This window comes from Nocardioides mesophilus (genome assembly GCF_014395785.1).
Lineage (GTDB): Bacteria > Actinomycetota > Actinomycetes > Propionibacteriales > Nocardioidaceae > Nocardioides_B > Nocardioides_B mesophilus.
On record NZ_CP060713.1, the window covers coordinates 2,754,316 to 2,773,797 of the forward strand.

A 19,482-nucleotide genomic window follows, 5' to 3' on the forward strand; every position below is an offset into this window, starting at 1 on the left:
ACCCACCGAAGGCGGTGGCGTTCATCGCGACGAGCGGTTGGATCCGCCGAGGTACTGGTTGAGATCGACCTCACCGGCGGTCACCTTGCCGACGACGAAGCCGATGATGCCCAACGCCGCTGTGATGACGAGTCCCCCGAACCCGCCCGTCGTCCAGGCGAGGCCGAGGAGCAGGCCGCAGAAGAGTCCGATGACAGTGGGATGCATGGCAACCTCCAAAGGCAAACGAGCTGGGCGGACTCGCGCCCGCCGCGGGTCAGACGACGCGGCTGGGTCGTCGTCGGGTACGTCGGAACCGAGGGATCGACACCGTCCCCTGCCACCAGCGGCGTCGGCGGACGAACCTCACCTCCGGCCAGCTCCCGTTCGAGCGCTCCTCCTGGTCGAGCTGGTGGAGGGCTCTGATGAGCTCGGCAGCGTCCCCACCCCTGTCGGGGTGGTGCGCCCGGATCAGCGCCCGCCGTCGACGCCGACGTTCCTCGTCCGGTCCGCCCGACGCAGGCATCGGGCTCACGCGGGTCACGTGAGGTCCGTCGCGGTTCGTACGTCGGCGACGTGCACGTCGACCCGGGCCCCCTCGACGAGCGGCGCCAGCGCGCTGCGCACCTGAGCCTCGAGCGACCGTACCGAGGAGCCGTAGGCCAGCACGACCGACACGAGCACGCGGCGATCCTCGACCCGGACACCGACCACCCGACGTCGCGGAAGGTACGTAGCCACCGCCCAGGTCCCGCCCTCGTGCAGTCCCGCCACCGCAGGACAGGCCAGCACCGCCGCCGCGATGCTGTCGACCTTGGCGTCGAGCGCAGGCGCGCCGCCGGAGACGCTCACTGGACCCGGGACTCCTGGGCATCCTGCTGGTCGTCGGTCGGCAGATGGATGTCGTTCACGGAGACGTTCACCTCCGTCACCTCCAGACCGGTCATCCCTTCGACCGCCGAGATCACGTTGCGCCGCACCGAGCGACTCAGCTCGACGATGGAGACGCCGTACTCCGCCACCAGGTCGAGGTCGATCGCTGCCTGCCGCTCGCCGACCTCGACCGCGACCCCCTGCCCGACCGACTGGGAGGAGCCAGGGATCCGGTCCCGGATGGCGCCGATCGTCCTTGCCGTTCCACCGCCGAGTGCGTACACCCCGGAGACCTCCCGGGCCGAGACACCGGCGATCTTCTGGACCACGCCGTCGGCGATGGTGGTGTTGCCCTTGGAGGTCTGGAGCTCTGAAGCCCCGGACTCGCGGGGGCTGATCGAGCTTGAGGGATTGCTCATGTGTCCTCCTCGTGGGAGCTCGAGTGTTCCCTTCAAAAGTACCCGCGGAAGGAGGATCGGATGCGTCGTGCGGCGGCTGTTTACCACAGCGGTCAGAGAAGCCTTGCACCGGCCCTTCCGACCGCCGACAATTCGCCGGAACGAGACCAGGCGTGTTCCTCCCCGCTCGCGTACGCGGGGCGCCGACAGCGGCTCAACCGGGACCCACGCAACGCCAACGGTGACCCGCAGCCCTCCCTGAGATAGGAGGCCACGCCGCGCGACAACTGTCGTGTCAGGCCCCCTCGTAGTTTGCAGGAAACGGCGAACCCGTCGGTGCCGCTACCGTTGCCGGCTTGCAGCCGAGCCGCCCCGGGACCTTCCTGATCTTGCCACCACGGGAAGCGAGCCCGCGCCCTCGGTCTGTGTGAGATGTTCCTCGACACCGCGACGAATCAACCCGAGTCGGGGAGGTGTCGTCGAGGTCGCGATGCCGAGTCCGGCAAAGGCATCGAAGAGGCGTGGCACCTCACCGCGGATGGGCGCCTGAAGTCGGCACCACCAGTCCTCCGCATGCTCCTGCACGCTGGTACAGGTCAACCGCGAACATGGGCTATCGCACACGCTCAGGGGCTGAGTTCGTCATGTCCAGCGGCTGCTGACAAAATGACCTTTGCCGGTGGACGTCTCTCAACACGAATGTGCACATGGCCCGCCCCAGTAGCTCAGTGGATAGAGCAGCCGCCTCCTAAGCGAAAGGTCGCCAGTTCGACTCTGGCCTGGGGCACCTCCGAACACCCGATCCGGCCCGTCTCCCGACCGACGTGAGGAGCTTCGTCATCCGCACGACCACCACCCGACTCGGGGTGCTGCTCTCAGGCCTGCTGCTGGCCGGCTGCGGCACCGGCGAGGACCACAACGACGCGGACGTGGAGTTCGCGACGGACATGATCGGTCACCACGCCCAGGCCATCGAGATGGCCAACTACACGATCGGCCGCGACGGGCTCGATCCGCGGATCACCGAGCTCGCCGAGGACATCCGGGTCTCGCAGACCGAGGAGATCGACGCGATGTCGGCCTGGCTCGAGGAGTGGGAGGAGCCGGTCCCCGAGACGGGGTTCGCCACAGGCGACGGTCACTCGCACTCGGAGGGCGGCCACGACGACGGGGGCGACGGGACGACCGGCATGCCCGGGATGATGGGGGAGGCCGAGATGGAGCGCCTGGCGCAGGCCCCGGACCGGGTCTTCGAGGACCTCTGGCTGCAGATGATGATCGCCCACCACGAGGGGGCGGTCGAGATGGCCGGACGGGTCCTGGAGCAGGGCGAGAGCGAGGACGTCGCCACGCTGGCGAGCGACGTGCGCACCGCCCAGGCCGAGGAGATCGAGGCCATGCGCGGGTGGCGGACGGCCGGCTGAGCCCGGCGGCGATTTCCCCCGACCCGTCCGATCTTGGCATCATGGGCGTTGGTTGCCCTGGCTTGGGTTGCGGTGTCACCCGATCGAAGCGCGGTGGTGTTTGCGGCTTACTGGGTACTCTGAGAGTCAGCCCACACCGTCGTGGGAGCCCGCTCATGTCGTCGACGCAGGACTGCCATGTCTGTCATTCACCCGCGCCACCGGCACCATCCGCCGGGGAAGCACCGGGTCGTTCGAGCTCTGATGATCTCGTTGGCCGCGGTGCTGGTCGTCGCGCTCACCGGCGGGTTCTTCGTCTACCGGCACCTCGAGGGCAACATCACCGCGGTCGACGTCACGTCGGCGCTCGGCACCGACCGTCCGAGCGAGGTCGTGCCGCCCGACGTCGAGCACACGCCGATGAACGTGCTGCTGCTCGGCTCCGACACCCGTGAGGGCGTCGGCAACGGCATCGGCGGCGAGACCCCCGGACTGAGCGACACCACGATCCTGCTGCACCTCTCCGCGAACCGCGACCGGGCGTACGGCGTCAGCATCCCCCGCGACACGATGGTCGACCGGCCGGAGTGCGAGCGCAAGGACGGGCAGGGCACCGACCCCGGCGGGCTGAGCATGTTCAACGCCGCCTATGCCGTCGGCGGCCCCGCCTGCACGATCAAGACCGTCGAGTCGATCACCGACATCCGGATCAACCACTTCGTGGTCGTCGACTTCAACGGGTTCAAGACCATGGTGGACGCGCTCGGCGGCGTCCCGGTGTGCATCCCCCAGGAGGTGCACGACGACATCGGCAACATCGACCTGCCGGCCGGCTCATACGACATCGAGGGCCAGCAGGCGCTGAACTACGTCCGGCTGCGGCACGTGCTCTCCGAGAACGGCGACATCGGCCGGATGAAGCGCCAGCAGGCGTTCCTGGCGGCGATGGCGAACAAGGCGATCTCCGCGGGCACGCTGGCCAACCCGGTGCGCCTCTACAACTTCCTCGACGCGGCCACCAAGTCGCTCACCACCGACCCCGAGCTGGCGAGCCTGCAGAAGCTGGCCGGCCTGGCCAAGCAGCTCAAGGACATCGGGCTGGAGCAGATCCAGTTCCTGACGGTCCCGTTCGAGACCTACGAACCCGACCCGAACCGGTTGCAGCTGGCCCCGGAGGCGGAGCGGCTGTGGAAGCGGCTGCGCAACGACGAGCCGCTCGGCGAGCAGCTCGCCAAGACCGTGACCACTGCCGCGGACAAGCCGGGTGGCGCGTCCAAGGGTCCGCGTCCCAGCGGCGGCGCCAGCCCCTCTCCGAGCACGGGATCCTCCAAGAGCGCCGAGGCCAGGGCGGAGCAAGCGGCCGAGTACGGCCTCTGCGCCTGACGGAAGACGTCCGTTCACCGGACGGTGGAACCGCAGATTTGTCGGTGTTTCGCGACGTTGGGCTTGCCGTTACCGATCCGTTACCGGACACTGGGGCGGGGTCCCACGCTGAGGCGTGCGCGGGCCCGTGCGTTCTCGGGGGGAGTCCGAGAGGGAAGAAGGCCACCTGTGAGGGTCGCAGTAACCGGTGCCACCGGGGTGTTGGGCACGTCCGCGGTGACCGCGCTGGTCGCCGCGGGGCACGACGTGGTGGGGATGGCGCGCACCGCTGAGAAGGCGGTGGCGCTCGAGCGGCGGGGTGTCAGCGCGGTGCAGACGGGTCTCGCCGACCACCGTGGTCTGGTCCGCTTGTTCGAGGGCACCGACGCGGTCTGCAACCTCGCCACCCACATCCCGGTCGGCCTGGCCGGGGTCCTGCCCCGCGCCTGGCGCGCAAACGACCGGCTCCGCACCGACGGGGTCCGGCGGATCGTGGCGGCGGCCCGGGAGGCCGGCGTACGCCGGATCGTCCAGGAGAGCGTCTCGTTCCTCTACGCCGACCACGGCGACGAGTGGGTCACCGAGTCGGCCAGCCTCGACATCACCCGGGCCACGGAGCCGGCCTCGGTGGCGGAGTCGCAGGTGCAGGAGTACCTCTGTGGCTCGCGCGCCGGCGTGGTCCTCCGGTTCGGCCTGGTCACCGGCGACGACCCGATGACCCGCTGGCAGCTGCGGGCGGTCCGTCAGGGCCGGCCGGTCGGCCTGGGGCGGCCCGAGGGCTGGCTGCACCCGGTGCACCCCGACGACGTCGGCACCGCCGTCGTCGCCGCCCTCACCGCCCCCAGCGGGCTCTACAACGTGGGAGCCGAGCCGGTCCGCCGCGCCGACTACGTGCAGACCTTCGCCGAGGTGGCGGGTCGTGACCGCGGCGCCTTCCTCAGCCCGATGATGAGCCGGATCGCCGGCAGCCGGGCCGAGCCGCTCGCGCGGTCGCTGCGCGTGAGCTCGGCGCACTTCACCTCCTCCACCGGCTGGATGCCGGCCCGCGCCCGCTTCGGCGCCGACTGGCTGCAGGACCTCGGCCGGCCCCTCCCTGCCACCGGGGCGGCCCGATGAGCGAGGAGCCGTCCTCCGTCCCGGAGGGCCCGGCTGCGGCGCCCGGCGCCGACCCGGCGCACGAGGCCGCCCGCCGCAAGCGCCTGGCCCAGGTCTTCGGCGACGTGCTGCCCGAGGGGACCTCCGACGAGCGGGGCGACTGGGGCGAGAGCGCGGCGCCGGCCAGCTCGGAGGAGTGGCTGCGCCGGCAGGTGCCGCCGCACCACGGCTGAGCAGCGGCGGGACCGCTCAGGTCAGGCCGCCGCTGCCCTGGACGCCGGCGGCCGCGTCCTCGCTGCGCACGCTCGGGGTGCCCGGCGCCTTCGCCAGGAGGTCGCGGATCTCGGTGAGCAGGGCCACGTCCGGCGACGGCGGCGCGGGCTCCTCGCCCCGGGCCATCCGCTTCTGCAGGGTGTTGTAGGGCGTCACCACGAAGAAGTAGACGACGAAGGCCAGGATCAGGAACGAGATGGTCGCGGTCAGGAACGGCCCGACCGGGAGCTTGCCCGGATTGAAGTCGTCCATGTTCGGGGTCTTGGAGCCGAACACCTTCGCGATCGCGGCCAGGACCAGGTCGGTGAAGGACGTCACCACCAGGGCGAAGGCGCCGCCGATGATGAAGGCCACAGCCAGCTCGACCAGGTTGCCGCGCATGATGAACTGCTTGAAGCCGTTGAGCACGTGAGTCTCCTGCCGGGGTGCGAGACGCTCCGGTCGTGCGGGCGTCGGGTCGCGGGCACGTTAACGGACCAGCACCACCGAGAGGAACTGGGAGACCCCGAGGCCGGCCAGCCTGGCCGCGACGTCCCGGGGCACCGCGAGGACGACCAGCGCCCCCGACTGCAGCCCCGCGTCGACGGAGCGGGCCGCCGGCAGGGCGACCACGGGTGCCCGCGACGCCACGGTGACCGCTGCCTCGCGGGCCTGCGGGTCGGCGGCGAGCACGTCGACGTGGTCCCCGACGTGCAGCAGCGAGACAGCGTCCCGGTCCCCGATCCGCACCGGGACGGCGACTGCACCGGGGTGCCGGTCCAGCAGCCCGCTGGCGAGCAGCCGGGCGTCGGTGATCGGCTCGCCCTCGCGCACCGGCCCCACCGCCGTACGACCCACCGCCGCGGCCGCCCGGGTGAGCGCTCCGGCGGGAACCCGCTCCGGCGGGAACGGCACGGTCGCGAGATCGGCCGCGCGCAGCGGTACGCCGCCGCCGAGGTCATGCGCCGCGACGAGGACCTGCACCCGCTCCGGGGGCGGGCTCGCCTGGGCCTGGACGGCCACCAGGACGGCCAGCCCGGCGCAGACCGCGGCGAGACCGCGGCGGCGGGCGAGCAGGGCCCGGCGGAGCCGGCGCAGGCGGGGGAGCGGTCGCGGGGTGAGGGTCATCCCTCGAGGCTAGGAAGTTTCGGTCCGGGACGTCGGGCGTCGTCCACAGCCTCCCCGGACCCCCGGCGAGGCAGGTGTTCTCAGGCCGCCGAGCCGCTGGTCCCGGAGGTCGGGCTGCCCGACGTGCTGGGCTTGGAGTCGGACTTGGTGCCGGGCTTGGAGTCCGAGGTCGAGGGGGTGCTGGTCGAGGTGCCGTCGCCCGAGCCGCCCGAGCCGGCCGGCGTGCCGGTCGTGGAGGCGGTCTTCGCCTCGGCCCGGTTGTCGGTGCGGTAGAAGCCGGAGCCCTTGAACACGACCCCGACCGCGTTGAACACCTTGCGGAGCCGTCCCTGGCAGACCGGGCAGACCGTGAGCGAGTCCTCGCTGAAGCTCTGGAACTGCTCGAAGGTGTGCTCGCACTCGGTGCAGGCGTACTGGTAGGTCGGCACGGCTTCCTCCACGACTCGGACGAGACTCCCCGGTCACCAGCGTGTCTGGCACTCGGAGGGTCTGACTGCTAATTATCGCAACAGTGCGGGGATTCGCAAACTTCCCGTCCGGCCCCAGACGGGTCGAACCACGCCGCGGGCCCCGTGGGCGAGGCCCGTCGCCCGGGGTCCGGCACAATGGCGGCCGTGTCCGACGCCGCCGCCAGCCCGAGCTCTCCGGAACCCTCCGGCAGCCCCTCCCGGCGGGCCCGGTTCCGGGCCTGGCCCCGGTCGCTGCGCTGGACGACGTACGGCGCCGCGGTGCTGTGCCTGGTGCTGGTCGCCGCCCTGATCGGCGGGGTGCTGGCGATCCGGCACTCGTTCCCGCAGACCGACGGGGAGATCGCGGTGCCCGGCCTCGACGACCGGGTCACGGTGCTCCGCGACGGCAACGGCGTTCCGCAGGTCTACGCCGACACCTCGCACGACCTGTTCTACGCCCAGGGCTTCGTGCAGGCGCAGGACCGGTTCTACGAGATGGACGTCCGCCGGCACATCACCGCGGGCCGGCTCGCGGAGCTGCTCGGCGAGGACGCCCTCGAGACCGACAAGTACATCCGCACCATGGGCTGGCGCCGGGTCGCCGAGCAGGAGCTGTCGCTGCTGAGCCCGCAGACCATCGACTACCTCGAGGCCTACAGCGACGGCGTCAACGCCTACATCGACGCGCACTCGCCCTCGGAGATGTCGCTGGAGTACACCCTGCTCGCGCTCAACGGGTTGGACTACACTGTCGAGGAGTGGACCCCGGCCGACTCTGTCGCCTGGCTGAAGGCGATGGCCTGGGACCTGCGCGGCAACATGGAAGACGAGATCACCCGCGGGCTGATGGCGGGCTCGCACTCCGAGGCCGACATCGCCGAGCTCTTCCCCTCCTACCCCTACCGCCGGCACCGCCCGATCGTCACCCAGGGCGCGGTCGTGGACGGCGTCTACGAGGCCCGGGCGCAGCGGGGCGGCACCCGCAAGCCCGCCCGGCCGGCGTACGGCGGCGAGGTCGCCGCCGCGCTGGGGGACCTGCGGTCCGGGCTGGACGCGATCCCCGAGCTGCTCGGCCACGGCAGCGGCCTCGGCAGCAACTCCTGGGTGGTCGGCGGGGACCGGTCCACGACCGGCAAGCCGCTGCTGGCCAACGACCCGCACCTGGGCGTCTCGGTGCCGGGCATCTGGTACCAGATGGGGCTGCACTGCACCACGCTCAGCGAGGCGTGCCCGTTCGACGTCACCGGGTTCACCTTCGCCGGCCTGCCCGGGGTGGTGATCGGCCACAACCAGCAGATCGCCTGGGGCTTCACCAACCTCGGTCCCGACGTGGTCGACCTCTACCTCGAGAAGGTGCAGGGCAAGGACTACGTCTACGACGGCGGCCTCAAGCCGCTGGGGACGCGGGAGGAGTCCATCGAGGTGCTCGGCCGCGACGAGCCGTTCACCTTCACCGTCCGCTCGACCCGGCACGGGCCGCTGCTCTCCGACGTGTCCGCCCAGCTCAGCACCGTCGGCGCCAACTCGCCGACCGGCGCCGACGCCCCGGACCGGGGCAACGGCTACGGGGTGGCGATCTCGTGGACGGCGCTGCAGCCGAGCCGGACCGCCGACGCGATCTTCGAGATCGACGCGGCCACCGGCTGGGACGAGTTCCGCAGCGCCGCCTCGGACTTCGCGGCGCCTTCGCAGAACCTGGTGTACGCCGACCGCGACGGCCACATCGGCTACCAGGCCCCGGGCCTGATCCCGATCCGCAAGTCCGGCAACACCGGCGACTACCCGGCCGAGGGCTGGCTCGCATCCGACGACTGGACCGGCAAGTACGTCCCCTTCGAGGCGCTGCCGAGCGTGCTCGACCCCGACGACGGCTTCGTGGTCACCGCGAACCAGGCGGTCGTCGGCCGGAGCTACCCCTACTACCTCGGCGATTCGTGGGCGCCCGGCTACCGCTCCGACCGGATCCTGGAGCTGATCCAGGCGAAGGCGAAGCTCGACGTCGACGACATGGCCCGGATCCAGCTCGACACCCGCAACGGCTTCGCGCCGACGCTGGTGCCCTACCTGCTCGACATCCTGATGCCCTCGGAGTACCTCGGCGCCGGTCAGCGGCTGCTGCAGAGCTGGAACTTCGACCAGGACCCGGACTCGGCGGCCGCGGCGTACTTCAACGCGGTCTACGACCAGGTGCTCGCGCTGACGTTCCACGACGACCTGCGCGAGAACGTCTGGCCGGACGGGTCGGGCCGCTGGTTCGAGGTGCTGCGCACGCTGCTCGCGCAGCCGGAGAGCCACTGGTGGGACGACGTCGACACCGAGACCGTGGTGGAGCACCGCGACGACATCCTGCAGGAGGCGATGGCGCGGGCCCGCGACGACCTCGTGGTCCGCCAGGCCCGCCGGGCGGTCGACTGGACCTGGGGCCACCAGCACCGGCTCGACCTGGAGAACCAGACGCTCGGCCAGTCCGACGTCGGGGTGGTGAGGTGGCTGCTCAACCGCGGCGGCTACCAGGTCGGCGGCGGCGGTGAGATCGTCGACGCCACCAAGTGGGACGCCGCCAGCGACAGCTACGCCGTCACGGCCGCGCCGTCGATGCGGATGGTCGTCTCGCTCGCCGACTTCGACGACTCCCGGTGGATCAACCTCACCGGGGTCAGCGGGCACGCCTTCAACGCCCACTACGTCGACCAGACCGACCTGTGGGTGGAGGGCCGCACGCTGCCCTGGGCCTACACCCGCGACGCCGTCGAGGACGCCGGCAAGGACACCCTCACCCTCGTCCCAGCCGGATGACGCCGGCCGCCGGCAGGACCACCGCGGTGACCCGCCGGTCGTGCGGGTCGTGGGGCACGTCGTCGAGCAGCTCCCCGTCGTGGAGGAGCGCGCACACGAACGTGCCCACGGGGACGCGGGCCAGCGCGCGGTCGTAGGAGCCGCCGCCCCGGCCGAGCCGCATCCCGCTCCGGTCCACCGCGAGTGCCGGCACCAGCACCGCGTCGGGGGTGGCGACCGAGTCGGGGCCGAGCCGTCTGCCGGCCGGCTCCAGCAGCCCGCGGGGCGCCGGCAGCAGCGAGTCGGGCCCGTCGTACGCCGCCCAGTCCAGGTCGCCGTCGGGCAGCAGCACCGGCAGCACCACCCGTTTCCCGGCCGCGACCAGCCCGTCGAGCAGCGGCCCGGTGAGCGGCTCGCGACCCACGCCGACGTACGCCGCCACGGTCGCCGCGCGGCGCACCTCGGGCGCGGCCAGCAGGTGCCCGGCGATCTCCCGGGCCGCCTGCGCCTGCTCCAGCACCGAACGCCGCGAGCGGTCGGTGACCAGCTGGTCCCGCAGAGCGGTCTTCTGCGCCTCGGCCGTCACGCCGACGACGCTACCGGCTAGATTCGGCGCCATGAGCGACGAGGGACTGAAGCTGGCCCGGGAGAAGATGACGGCAGCGGGTGTCGACCCGGTCGCGATCGACGTGTTCGCCTACTACTACCGGCTCGTCGAGCGCGGCGAGACCGGCATGGTCCCGGAGTCGACGATCGAGCCGCTGGACATGCCCGCGCTGGCCGACGTCACCGTCGGCGACGAGGCCGCCAGCGAGGCGCTCGGGCGCACCGCGGTCGTGAAGCTGAACGGCGGGCTCGGCACCTCGATGGGGATGGCGCGGGCCAAGTCGCTGCTCGAGGTGCGCGACGGCCTCACCTTCCTCGACATCATCGTGCGTCAGGTGCTGGCGCTGCGCCGCCGGCACGGCGCCGCCCTGCCGCTGATCTTCATGAACAGCTTCCGCACCTCCGCGGACACCCTCGAGGTGCTGGGCCGCTACCGCGACCTCGCGGTCGACGGCCTGCCGCTGGAGTTCCTGCAGAACAAGGAGCCCAAGCTCCGCGCCGACGACCTGACCCCGGTGGAGTGGCCGGCCGACCCGACGCTCGAGTGGTGCCCGCCGGGGCACGGTGACATCTACACCGCAATGCAGGGGACCGGGCTGCTCGACCAGCTGGTCGACGCCGGCTTCACGCAGGTCTTCGTCTCCAACTCCGACAACCTCGGGGCGGTGCCCGACGCCCGGGTGGCCGGCTGGTTCGCCGGGTCCGGCGCGCCGTTCGCGATCGAGGCGGTCCGCCGTACTCCCTCCGACCGCAAGGGCGGCCACTTCGCCACCCGCAAGGCCGACGGCCGGATCGTGCTGCGGGAGACCGCGCAGACCCTCGAGGAGGACCAGGACGCGCTCGGCGACCTGAGCCGGCACCGGTTCACCTCCACCAACAACCTGTGGTTCGACCTGCGGGCGATGAAGGCCGAGCTGGACGCGCGCGACGGCATCCTCGGCCTGGCGCTGATCAAGAACACCAAGACGGTGGACCCCGCGGACCCGAGCACCCCCGAGGTGATCCAGATCGAGACCGCGATGGGAGCGGCGATCGAGGTCTTCGACGGCGCCACCACCATCGAGGTGGGCCGGGACCGGTTCGTGCCCGTGAAGACCACCAACGACCTGCTGGTGCTGCGCTCCGACTGCTACTCCCTCACCGACGAGTACGTGCTCCGGGTCGCCGAGCAGCTCGACGGGAAGGTTCCCTTCGTCGACCTGGACTCCTCGCACTACAAGCTGGTCGACGACTTCGACCAGCGGTTCCCCGACGGGACGCCCTCGCTGTGCCGCGCGACCAGCCTGGTCGTCAACGGCGACTGGCGCTTCGGAGCCGAGGTGCGGGTGGTCGGGGATGGCCGGCTCGAGGACGCGGGGGAGCCCGCCGTCGTCGAGTCCGGGACGGTGCTCGGAGAGGGTTAGGGTTCCGGCATGCCCTCCTCCCCGATGCCCACCGACCGGCTGAGCACGGTCGACGAGCACGTCGAACGGATCCTGGACGCGCTGGTCCCGCTGCCGCCCTACGACCAGCCGCTGCTGGAGTCGCTCGGGCTGCCGGTGTGCGAGGACGTGTCCGCGCCGATGGACCTGCCGTCCTTCGACAACTCCGCGATGGACGGCTACGCCGTCTACTTCGACGACGTGGCCTCGGCCTCGACCGACCACCCGGTGCACCTGCCGGTGGTGGGGGAGATGGCGGCCGGCCAGACCCGGATGCTGGCGCTCTCCCCGGGTACGACGGTGCGGATCATGACCGGGGCGCCGGTGCCGCAGGGCGCCGACTCGGTGGTACCGGTGGAGTGGACCGACGGCGGGGTCGCCAACGTCCGGATCACCCGGGCGCCGACCCGGGGCCAGCACGTGCGCTACCGCGGCGAGGACGTCCGCACCGGCGACGTCCTGCTGGAGGACGGCACGATCCTCGGCCCGCGCCAGCTGGGGCTGCTGGCCTCGGTGGGCCGTGCCCAGGTCGCCGCCCGGCCGCGACCGCGGGTGGTGATCATGTCGACCGGCTCCGAGCTGCGCGAGCCGGGCACCGGGCTCGGCCACGACTCGATCTACGACGCCAACTCCTACATGCTCGCCGCCGCGGCCCGCTCCGCCGGCGCGATCGCCTACCGGGTCGGCATCGTCTCCGACGACCCGCAGGAGTTCTCCGACGCGCTGAGCGACCAGCTGGTGCGCGCCGACCTGGTGGTGACCAGCGGCGGCGTCAGCAAGGGTCAGTACGACGTGGTCAAGGAGGTGCTCACCGAGCTCGGCACCGTCTCCTTCGGCGAGGTGGCCATGCAGCCGGGCAAGCCGCAGGGCTTCGGCTTCGTCGGCGAGGACGACACCCCGATCCTCACGCTGCCGGGGAACCCGGTCTCCTCCTACGTCTCCTTCGAGGTGTTCGTGGTGCCGGCGATCCGGCGGATGATGGGCCGGCTGCCCTACCGGCGACCACTGGTCCGGGCGCTGCTCGGCCAGGGGCTCTCCTCGGCCCCGGGGCGGCGGCAGTTCGTCCGGGCCCGGTTCGGCATCGACGGCAAGGGCGCCCACGTGCAGCCGGTCGGCGGCCACGGGTCGCACCTGGTCGGAGACCTGTCGGACGCAAACGCGCTGATCGAGGTGCCCGAGGACGTCACCAGCCTGTCCCCGGGCGACCAGGTGCAGGTGCTCGTGCTGGACCGGGACTTCTGATGTCCGACGTGCCCAGGCTCACCCACGTCGACGAGTCGGGAGCCGCCCGGATGGTCGACGTCTCCGCCAAGGAGGTCACCGCCCGGGTGGCGGTCGCCACCGGCAGGGTCCGGGTCTCCGCCGAGGTGATCGGCCTGCTCCGGGGAGAGGGCGTGCCGAAGGGTGACGCTCTCGGGGTCGCCCGGGTGGCCGGGATCATGGCCGCCAAGCGCACCCCGGACCTGGTCCCGCTGTGCCACCCGCTGGCGATCTCGGGCGTCACGGTCGACCTCGTGGTGGCCGACGACGCGGTGGAGATCACCGCCACCGTGCGCACGACGGACCGCACCGGTGTGGAGATGGAGGCGCTGACGGCGGTCTCGGTGGCGGCACTCACGGTCGTCGACATGGTCAAGGCGGTCGACAAGGCCGCGGTGATCGACGACGTACGCGTGCAGTCGAAGTCCGGCGGCAAGAGCGGCGACTGGAAGCGGCCGTGAAGGCGACCGTGGTGGCGGCCTCCAACCGAGCGGCGGCCGGCGTCTACGAGGACACCACCGGTCCGCTGATCGTGGCGGCGCTCGAGGAGCTCGGCTTCGAGGTCACCGGGCCGGTCGTGGTGCCCGACGGCGAGCCGGTGGCCGGGGCGATCCGCGCGGCGATCGAGGCCGGCGCCCGGGCGGTCGTCACCACCGGAGGCACCGGGCTCACGCCCACCGACCTCACGCCCGAGGTGACCAGGCCGCTGCTGGACCGCGAGGTGCCCGGCATCGCCGAGGCGATCCGCGCCTACGGCGTCGCGAACGGCGTGCCCACCGCGGCGCTCTCCCGGGGCCTGGCCGGAGTCAGCGGCCAGGCGCTCGTGGTGAACCTGCCCGGCTCCCGCGGCGGCGTGAAGGACGGCCTGGCCGTGCTGGCGCCCCTCCTCCGCCACGCGGTGGAGCAGATCGTGGGGAGCGACCACTGACCAGCCCGTGGCGTGCCGAGCTGCGAGCCGGGTCGGTGGGGCTGCGGCCGCTCTCGCGTCACGACGCCCGGGACTGGCACGAGGTGCGCCGGCGCAATGCGGCGTGGCTGGCGCCCTGGGAGGCCACGGTGCCGCCGGGCGACCGCACCGCGCCGCGCAACTTCCAGGAGCTGGTCCGTGACCTGCACCGCCAGGCCCGCGAGCACCGCACCCTGCCGTTCGCGCTCACCGTCGACGACGCCTTCGCCGGCCAGCTGACGGTCACCAACATCACCGGCGGCTCGGCGCGCTGGGGCCAGGTGGGCTACTGGATCGACCAGCGGCACGCCGGCCGCGGCGTCGTGCCGACCGCGGTCGCGCTGGCGGTCGACCACTGCTTCTTCGAGCTGGGGCTGCACCGCATCGAGGTCGCGATCCGGCCGGAGAACGCCGCCAGCCTGCGGGTGGTGGAGAAGCTCGGGTTCATCGAGATCGGCTACGCGCCGCGTTACCTGCACATCGACGGCGACTGGCGCGACCACCGGCTCTTCGCGCTCACCGTGGAGGACTGCCAGGGGGGCCTGCTGCGGCGGTTCCGGCAGCAGACCGGCTCCTGAGCACAGAATTCACAGCAGTCACAGGAGTTGCCTGGCGACACACCGCTGCGCCTGCGGGGCGGGGCGGCGCCGCGCTCCTATCGTCTCTCCCGTGGACCTGTCTGGAATCATCTTCGTTGTGCTCGCCGTCGCGTGGGCCGTGTACCTGATTCCCAAGGCGCTCAAGCACCACGACGAGGTGGCCCGGACCCGGTCGATCGACCGGTTCTCGACCGCCATGCGGGTGCTGGCCCGGCGGGAGCCGGTGGGCTCGGGCGACGCCCGGCTCGTCGTCACCCGGGCTCGCGCCGCCGACAACCCCCAGGTGGTGGTGCCGGCGACCCGGCCCGTGGCGGGTGCCCGGCCCCGGCCCCGGCCCGCTGCGCAGCGCGCCGCGGCCCGGACGGCTGCGCGTCGTCGCCGTCGCGTCCTCACCGTGCTGCTGCTGAGCACCGCGGTCGTCGTCGTGCTCGCCGCCTTCGCGGTGCTGCCGTGGTGGTCGGTGACGGTCCCCTCCGGCCTGGTCGTGCTCTTCCTGCTCGTGTGCCGCACCCAGGTCCGCCGGATGCGCAGCGCCGGCTGGACCGCGGACCTCGAGCAGGCGCTCGCGGACGAGTCGCCGGTCGTGATCGACCCGGTCGCCGGCCAGGTCCGGCGCGCGGCCCGCGTCGAGGCGCCGTACGGCACTCCGGTCGCGCCGGCCGCCCGCAACGCGCAGGGCTTCGTCGAGGTCGACCCCGACGACGACACCATGTCGATCCCGGCCGTCGTCGACGCGGTGGTCATGGCCACCGTCGACGGGGGTTCGCTGTGGGACCCGCTGCCGGTCACGCTGCCGACCTACGTCACCAAGCCCAAGGCCCGTCGCACCGTCCGCACCATCGACCTCGGCGAGCCGGGCACCTGGACGTCCGGGCGCACCGCCGAGGACGCCGGGATCGCCGCGGAGGCGGCGGCCGCCGAGGGTGCGGCGGCCACGGCCTCCGAGGGTGCGGCGGCCACGGCCTCCGAGGAGCTCGACGAGGCTCCCCGCGCCGTCGGGTCCTGAGTTAGGAACCGCCCGGCACGGGTGATATCTTTTCTCTTCGCGCCGGTTCGCCCGGCGCACCGGGGCTGTGGCGCAGTTGGTAGCGCGTCTCGTTCGCAATGAGAAGGTCAGGGGTTCGAATCCCCTCAGCTCCACCACACCTGTAGGTCAGGGCCGACGCCCGTCATCCCGAACCAGGGAGATGGACCGGGGCGTAGCGCTCGACTTGCTCCGCACGACGAGACGGCGGCATCCGGCACTCGCACAAGAGTGTCGGATACCGCCGACCGTGCGTCCGACTACTTGACCTCGGAGCGGCGCAGGAAGAGCAGTCCGATGACGAGCGGAAGCGCGATCCAGATGGCGGTGGTCGAGGCCAGCATCGCCCACTCCCTCGCCGTGTCCGTGTCGTTCTCGAACAGTGCGACCTGCGTGTAGTTCCAGTCGATCCACGGCTGCAGGTCGGCGAACCACGAACGCACCTGGGCGAGAAGGGCCAGGATGCCCGGCAGGACCAGGGAGACGACGAAGTAGCCCACGATCGCTGCCGCGGAGCTGCGCAGCACGACACCGAGCGTGAAGCCGATGGCCATGCCGACCAGGTTCCCCAGGAGGATCTGCGCCGCGGCTGCCAGGGAGACGTCCCAGACCGTGTCGAGGCTCATGATCGTGGACCCGAGCAGGTTGCCGACGGCACCGACGGCGAACGCGACGGCCATCGAGACGACCCCGACCACGAAGGTCGCGAACGCCTTGGCCCCGATGACGCGGCCGCGGCTCGGCACCAGCGTGAACGTCGTGAGCCCGCTGCGCTGGCTCCACTCGCTGGTGACGCCCAGGATCGCGATCATCGGCAGGATCACCGACATCGGGAAGCCGATCGCCGCGGCGAAGTTCTCGTAGGTGATCTCGCTGTCCGGGGCGAAGATGAGGACCGCCCCGGTCGCCATGACCGACAGGACACCGATGCTGACGAGCATCCAGAATCCCGAGCGGGTGTTGAACATCTTGCGGAGCTCGATCGTGACCAGCCGGGTGGTCGGGATTGGACGGACGATCCGTCGGGCAGGCGCGGCCTCGTTGGTGTCGGGAGAGATGGTCGTGGCGGTCATGCCGCAACTCCTTCGCGTTGGGTGTCGGCAGTGAGCGACAGGAACATGTCCTCGAGCCCGGCGCCCTCGGCGGATCGGAGCTCGGTGAGGGCGATGCCCGCTGTCAGGGCCACGGCCCCGACCCGGGCGGGGTCGGCGTCCGTGCGGACCGAGCCGTCCCCTGCGAGCGTGCTGGGGATCCCGGCCTGCTCGAGGGCTTGCATGAGGTCGCGCGGTGACGTCGATCGGACGAGCGTCCCCGCTGCGGCCAGCAGCTCTTCCTTGCTGCCGGACGCGACGATCTTGCCGTTCCCGATCACGACCAGGTCGTCGGCGATGACCTCGATCTCGTGCAGCAGGTGCGAGGACAACAGGACGGTTCCGCCCTGGCCGGCGAAGCCCGTCAGCAGGTCGCGCATCCACCGGATCCCGGCGGGGTCGAGCCCGTTGGCCGGTTCGTCGAGGATCAGCACCCGGGGGTCCCCGAGCAGTGCGGTGCCGATGCCCAGTCGCTGACGCATGCCGAGGGAGTAGTTGCGCACGCGGCGCCTGGCCTCCGATGATGTCAGGCTGACGAGCTCGAGCATCTCGTCGACGCGGCGGCGGGGCAGACCCATGGTGTCGGCGGCGATCGTGAGGATCTCGCGTCCGGTGCGGCCGGCGTGCTGGGCGGAGGCGTCGAGGAGGACGCCCACCTCGAGGCCGGGGTTGGGGAGGTCGGCGAACCGTTCTCCGTTGATGGTCGCGGTGCCGGACGTCGGCACGGTCAGGCCGACCATCACGCGCATCGTGGTGGACTTCCCGGCGCCGTTCGGGCCGAGGAAGCCGGTGACGCGACCGGGCAGGGCGGTGAAGGAGACGTTGTCGACGGCGGTGAAGCCGGCGTACCTCCGGGTCAGCGAGTCAACAGTGATCATGTGACAACCCTCGCCGCCTCCCGGCGTACGCACATCGACGTCGAGGCCGGACCCTCCTCCGCCGTGGGGAGGAGCGGGGTCTCGTTCTTTCGGTCGGTCCCCGAGGCCTCGGCGGTCCCTAGGCTGGGCGGGTGATCACCAACGCCCTGCGCTCGCTGTGGGCGGAGCCCCGCGCTGCCGCCGTTCCCGAACGGCTGTCGCGCGACTGGGTGCTGGTCGGCGCGGTGATGGTGACGGCGCTGCTCGAGGGATTCCTTCGGGACGACGTCGCCTGGCGGCCGTTCGCGACGATCGTGGCGGTGGTACTCGCGCCGGTGCTGCTCTGGCGGCGTACCCGGCCGCTGGCCTGTGTCGTGGTGGCCTTCGGCACCGCGATGGTGTTGGGGCTGGCGACCCTGGCGGGCGGGGCCCCAGCGTCGGCCTCGACACGCTGATCTTCGTCCTGGTCCTCGTCTACGCGCTGGTCCGCTGGGGCTCAGGGCGCGAGATCGTGATCGGGCTGGCGGTGGTGGCGGTCGCTGCGGTCATCGGCACGGTCGCCGACTACACCGGGCCTGCCGCCGTCATCGGCGGGTTCGGCGTCCTGGCGGCGTCAGCGGCGGGCGGAGCGGCGTTCCGCTACCGCTCCGAGAGCTGGCGCCGGGCGTCGGACCAGATCCGCAGCCAGGAGCGGGTCGACCTCGCCCGCGAGCTGCACGACACGGTCGCCCACCACGTCTCGGCGATCGCTGTGCAGGCGCAGGCGGGCCGGGCGATGGCCGGGCAGCGACCCGAAGCGGCCTTCGAGGCGCTGGCGGTCATCGAAGGGGAAGCGTCGCGGACGCTGGCGGAGATGCGGGCGATGGTCCGGGTGCTGCGTGACGGAGCGCCGGCGGAGTACGCCCCCCAGCGCGGCGTTGCCGACCTGGCGTTCCTCGCCCGGCGCGGCCCGGTGCCGGTGGTGGACGTGGAGGTGCCGGATGACCTGGACGAACTTCCGCTCCAGGTCGACGTGGCGGTCTACCGGCTGGCGCAAGAGGCGCTGACCAACGCGCTGCGGCACGCCCGCAACGCCTCCCGCGTGGAGATCCGGGTCTTCGAGGGTGGAGGAAGGCTGCGGCTACGCGTGACCGACGACGGACAGATCGACCCGGTGCGGCCGGCGAGCCACGGTTTCGGGCTGCTGGGGATGACCGAGCGCGTGCAGCTGCTCGGCGGCACGCTGCGTGCCGGGCCGGCGCCTGGGGGTGGGTGGGCGGTCGACGCCGAGCTGCCGACGGAGGTACGCCGATGACGGTGCGAGTGCTGGTGGCCGACGACCAGGACCTGGTGCGTACCGGCCTGTCCATGATCCTTGACGCGCAGCCTGGCATCGAGGTCGCCGGCCAGGCCGCCGACGGCCACGCCGCTGTCGAGCTGGCGCGTCGACTCCGCCCCGACGTGTGCCTGGTCGATATCCGCATGCCCGGGCTCGACGGCATCGGGGTGACCGAGCTCCTGGCAGGGCGGGAAGTCCCGGACCCGATGGCGGTGGTGGTGATCACGACCTTCGATCTGGACGAGTACGTCCACGGCGCGCTCCGGGCCGGCGCCCGGGGTTTTCTCCTCAAGGACGCCGGGCCGGAGCTGCTCGTCCAGGCCGTGCATGCCGCAGCCGTCGGCGATGCCCTGATCGCGCCGAACATCACCCGGCGGCTGCTCTCCACCCTGGCCGCCAGGGAACCGTCGAAACGACGTACCCAGCCGATCGAGCCGCTCACCGACCGCGAGGAGGAGGTGCTGGCGCTGGTCGCCCGTGGCCGCACGAACGCCGAGATCGCCGCCGATCTCTTCATCGGCCTGACGACCGCCAAGACCCACGTCGCCAGCCTGCTGACCAAGATCGGCGCCCGGAACAGGGTCGAGATCGCGATGTGGGCCTACGACACCGGCCGGGTGGGGGACTGAACCCGTCGTGCAAGGTT

The 19,482-nt window shown here is 71.9% G+C and carries 23 protein-coding genes and 2 tRNA genes; 16 read left to right on the forward strand and 9 right to left on the reverse strand.

Annotated elements, in window-relative coordinates; translation table 11 throughout:
- Nucleotides 1–21 precede the first annotated feature (21 nt).
- The 3 genes from H9L09_RS13305 to H9L09_RS13315 form a co-directional block, all read right to left on the reverse strand.
- Complete coding sequence (locus H9L09_RS13305) at nucleotides 22–207, reverse strand: hypothetical protein (RefSeq protein WP_187577389.1); 186 nt, start codon at nucleotides 205–207, stop codon at nucleotides 22–24.
- A gap of 312 nt (nucleotides 208–519) precedes the next feature.
- Nucleotides 520–831, reverse strand: a complete 312-nt coding sequence (locus H9L09_RS13310; protein ID WP_187577390.1) for a hypothetical protein — start codon at nucleotides 829–831, stop codon at nucleotides 520–522.
- Nucleotides 828–1,271: an Asp23/Gls24 family envelope stress response protein gene (locus H9L09_RS13315; RefSeq protein WP_187577391.1), complete on the reverse strand. Its 444-nt coding sequence runs from the start codon at nucleotides 1,269–1,271 to the stop codon at nucleotides 828–830. Before H9L09_RS13315 ends, H9L09_RS13310 begins: the two co-directional genes overlap by 4 nt.
- A 693-nt stretch (nucleotides 1,272–1,964) precedes the next feature.
- Between H9L09_RS13315 and H9L09_RS13320 the strand changes: the two genes are divergently transcribed.
- The 5 genes from H9L09_RS13320 (at nucleotide 1,965) to H9L09_RS13340 (ending at nucleotide 5,343) form a co-directional block, all read left to right on the forward strand.
- Nucleotides 1,965–2,037: transfer RNA gene (locus tag H9L09_RS13320), tRNA-Arg, on the forward strand.
- A gap of 37 nt (nucleotides 2,038–2,074) precedes the next feature.
- Nucleotides 2,075–2,674, forward strand: a complete 600-nt coding sequence (locus H9L09_RS13325) for a DUF305 domain-containing protein (RefSeq protein ID WP_187577392.1) — start codon at nucleotides 2,075–2,077, stop codon at nucleotides 2,672–2,674.
- Nucleotides 2,675–2,917: 243 nt separating this feature from the next.
- Nucleotides 2,918–4,036 (forward strand): LCP family protein, encoded by a 1,119-nt coding sequence (locus H9L09_RS13330; RefSeq protein WP_187577393.1) that lies wholly within the window; start codon nucleotides 2,918–2,920, stop codon nucleotides 4,034–4,036.
- Between the two features lie 168 nt (nucleotides 4,037–4,204).
- A complete protein-coding gene (locus H9L09_RS13335) occupies nucleotides 4,205–5,131 on the forward strand; it encodes an NAD-dependent epimerase/dehydratase family protein (protein ID WP_187577394.1) in 927 nt (308 codons plus the stop codon).
- Nucleotides 5,128–5,343 carry a hypothetical protein gene (locus H9L09_RS13340; RefSeq protein WP_187581048.1) on the forward strand — a complete coding sequence of 72 codons (216 nt, stop codon included), beginning with the start codon at nucleotides 5,128–5,130 and terminating at the stop codon, nucleotides 5,341–5,343. Before H9L09_RS13335 ends, H9L09_RS13340 begins: the two co-directional genes overlap by 4 nt.
- 16 nt (nucleotides 5,344–5,359) lie before the next feature.
- Here H9L09_RS13340 and mscL read toward each other — a convergent pair whose 3' ends face one another.
- The 3 genes from mscL to H9L09_RS13355 all read right to left on the reverse strand — a co-directional run bounded on the left by mscL (nucleotide 5,360) and on the right by H9L09_RS13355 (nucleotide 6,918).
- On the reverse strand, nucleotides 5,360–5,791 hold the full coding sequence (gene mscL / locus H9L09_RS13345; RefSeq protein WP_187577395.1) for a large conductance mechanosensitive channel protein MscL: 432 nt from the start codon (nucleotides 5,789–5,791) through the stop codon (nucleotides 5,360–5,362).
- 60 nt (nucleotides 5,792–5,851) lie between these two features.
- Nucleotides 5,852–6,490: a Flp pilus assembly protein CpaB gene (gene cpaB / locus H9L09_RS13350; RefSeq protein ID WP_187577396.1), complete on the reverse strand. Its 639-nt coding sequence runs from the start codon at nucleotides 6,488–6,490 to the stop codon at nucleotides 5,852–5,854.
- Nucleotides 6,491–6,570: 80 nt separating this feature from the next.
- Nucleotides 6,571–6,918 (reverse strand): FmdB family zinc ribbon protein, encoded by a 348-nt coding sequence (locus H9L09_RS13355; RefSeq protein ID WP_187577397.1) that lies wholly within the window; start codon nucleotides 6,916–6,918, stop codon nucleotides 6,571–6,573.
- Between the two features lie 186 nt (nucleotides 6,919–7,104).
- On the opposite strand from H9L09_RS13355, the gene H9L09_RS13360 reads away from it, so the two are divergent.
- A complete protein-coding gene (locus H9L09_RS13360; RefSeq protein WP_246456010.1) occupies nucleotides 7,105–9,735 on the forward strand; it encodes a penicillin acylase family protein in 2,631 nt (876 codons plus the stop codon).
- Here the strand turns inward: H9L09_RS13360 and H9L09_RS13365 are convergent.
- Nucleotides 9,713–10,300 (reverse strand): 5-formyltetrahydrofolate cyclo-ligase, encoded by a 588-nt coding sequence (locus tag H9L09_RS13365; protein ID WP_246456011.1) that lies wholly within the window; start codon nucleotides 10,298–10,300, stop codon nucleotides 9,713–9,715. The genes H9L09_RS13360 and H9L09_RS13365 overlap by 23 nt on opposite strands.
- Nucleotides 10,301–10,331: 31 nt before the next feature.
- Here H9L09_RS13365 and H9L09_RS13370 point away from each other — a divergent pair, with 31 nt between their 5' ends.
- The 7 genes from H9L09_RS13370 to H9L09_RS13400 all read left to right on the forward strand — a co-directional run bounded on the left by H9L09_RS13370 (nucleotide 10,332) and on the right by H9L09_RS13400 (nucleotide 15,689).
- On the forward strand, nucleotides 10,332–11,723 hold the full coding sequence (locus H9L09_RS13370) for a UTP--glucose-1-phosphate uridylyltransferase (protein ID WP_187577400.1): 1,392 nt from the start codon (nucleotides 10,332–10,334) through the stop codon (nucleotides 11,721–11,723).
- 9 nt (nucleotides 11,724–11,732) lie between these two features.
- On the forward strand, nucleotides 11,733–12,983 hold the full coding sequence (gene glp / locus H9L09_RS13375) for a molybdotransferase-like divisome protein Glp (protein ID WP_187577401.1): 1,251 nt from the start codon (nucleotides 11,733–11,735) through the stop codon (nucleotides 12,981–12,983).
- Entirely contained in the window at nucleotides 12,983–13,462 is a 480-nt protein-coding gene (gene moaC, locus H9L09_RS13380; protein ID WP_187577402.1) for a cyclic pyranopterin monophosphate synthase MoaC, read from the forward strand. The genes glp and moaC overlap by 1 nt, the downstream gene beginning before the upstream one ends.
- Complete coding sequence (locus H9L09_RS13385; protein ID WP_187577403.1) at nucleotides 13,459–13,929, forward strand: MogA/MoaB family molybdenum cofactor biosynthesis protein; 471 nt, start codon at nucleotides 13,459–13,461, stop codon at nucleotides 13,927–13,929. Before moaC ends, H9L09_RS13385 begins: the two co-directional genes overlap by 4 nt.
- 35 nt (nucleotides 13,930–13,964) lie before the next feature.
- Nucleotides 13,965–14,525 (forward strand): GNAT family N-acetyltransferase, encoded by a 561-nt coding sequence (locus H9L09_RS13390; protein WP_246456012.1) that lies wholly within the window; start codon nucleotides 13,965–13,967, stop codon nucleotides 14,523–14,525.
- Nucleotides 14,526–14,616: 91 nt separating this feature from the next.
- Nucleotides 14,617–15,552 carry a divisome protein SepX/GlpR gene (gene sepX, locus H9L09_RS13395; RefSeq protein ID WP_187577404.1) on the forward strand — a complete coding sequence of 312 codons (936 nt, stop codon included), beginning with the start codon at nucleotides 14,617–14,619 and terminating at the stop codon, nucleotides 15,550–15,552.
- A gap of 61 nt (nucleotides 15,553–15,613) precedes the next feature.
- A tRNA-Ala gene (locus H9L09_RS13400) sits at nucleotides 15,614–15,689 on the forward strand.
- Nucleotides 15,690–15,830: 141 nt separating this feature from the next.
- On the opposite strand, the gene H9L09_RS13405 is transcribed toward H9L09_RS13400, so the two are convergent.
- Nucleotides 15,831–16,643 (reverse strand): ABC-2 transporter permease, encoded by an 813-nt coding sequence (locus tag H9L09_RS13405; RefSeq protein WP_187577405.1) that lies wholly within the window; start codon nucleotides 16,641–16,643, stop codon nucleotides 15,831–15,833.
- The gene (locus tag H9L09_RS13410; protein WP_187577406.1) at nucleotides 16,640–17,539 is read right to left on the reverse strand and encodes an ABC transporter ATP-binding protein; all 900 of its coding nucleotides are present in this window, start codon (nucleotides 17,537–17,539) and stop codon (nucleotides 16,640–16,642) included. Before H9L09_RS13410 ends, H9L09_RS13405 begins: the two co-directional genes overlap by 4 nt.
- Nucleotides 17,540–17,670: 131 nt before the next feature.
- Between H9L09_RS13410 and H9L09_RS22145 the strand changes: the two genes are divergently transcribed.
- Genes H9L09_RS22145 through H9L09_RS13420 form a run of 3 tightly spaced genes read left to right on the forward strand, consistent with a single transcriptional unit; the run spans nucleotide 17,671 to nucleotide 19,465 of the window.
- A complete protein-coding gene (locus H9L09_RS22145) occupies nucleotides 17,671–17,973 on the forward strand; it encodes a hypothetical protein (protein ID WP_246456013.1) in 303 nt (100 codons plus the stop codon).
- A gap of 56 nt (nucleotides 17,974–18,029) precedes the next feature.
- Entirely contained in the window at nucleotides 18,030–18,812 is a 783-nt protein-coding gene (locus tag H9L09_RS13415; protein ID WP_246456014.1) for a sensor histidine kinase, read from the forward strand.
- Nucleotides 18,809–19,465 (forward strand): response regulator, encoded by a 657-nt coding sequence (locus H9L09_RS13420; protein WP_187577407.1) that lies wholly within the window; start codon nucleotides 18,809–18,811, stop codon nucleotides 19,463–19,465. Before H9L09_RS13415 ends, H9L09_RS13420 begins: the two co-directional genes overlap by 4 nt.
- Nucleotides 19,466–19,482 lie beyond the last annotated feature (17 nt).

Excerpts from the sequence above, each read along its gene's own strand:
- H9L09_RS13305 (WP_187577389.1), bottom strand. The coding sequence starts at position 207 with ATGCATCCCACTGTCATCGGACTCTTCTGCGGCCTGCTCCTCGGCCTC.
- H9L09_RS13315 (WP_187577391.1), bottom strand. The coding sequence starts at position 1,271 with ATGAGCAATCCCTCAAGCTCGATCAGCCCCCGCGAGTCCGGGGCTTCA.
- H9L09_RS13370 (WP_187577400.1), top strand. The coding sequence starts at position 10,332 with ATGAGCGACGAGGGACTGAAGCTGGCCCGGGAGAAGATGACGGCAGCG.
- H9L09_RS13410 (WP_187577406.1), bottom strand. The coding sequence starts at position 17,539 with ATGATCACTGTTGACTCGCTGACCCGGAGGTACGCCGGCTTCACCGCC.
- H9L09_RS13405 (WP_187577405.1), bottom strand. The coding sequence starts at position 16,643 with ATGACCGCCACGACCATCTCTCCCGACACCAACGAGGCCGCGCCTGCC.
- H9L09_RS13340 (WP_187581048.1), top strand. The coding sequence starts at position 5,128 with ATGAGCGAGGAGCCGTCCTCCGTCCCGGAGGGCCCGGCTGCGGCGCCC.
- H9L09_RS13330 (WP_187577393.1), top strand. The coding sequence starts at position 2,918 with ATGATCTCGTTGGCCGCGGTGCTGGTCGTCGCGCTCACCGGCGGGTTC.
- glp (WP_187577401.1), top strand. The coding sequence starts at position 11,733 with ATGCCCTCCTCCCCGATGCCCACCGACCGGCTGAGCACGGTCGACGAG.
- moaC (WP_187577402.1), top strand. The coding sequence starts at position 12,983 with ATGTCCGACGTGCCCAGGCTCACCCACGTCGACGAGTCGGGAGCCGCC.
- cpaB (WP_187577396.1), bottom strand. The coding sequence starts at position 6,490 with ATGACCCTCACCCCGCGACCGCTCCCCCGCCTGCGCCGGCTCCGCCGG.
- H9L09_RS13420 (WP_187577407.1), top strand. The coding sequence starts at position 18,809 with ATGACGGTGCGAGTGCTGGTGGCCGACGACCAGGACCTGGTGCGTACC.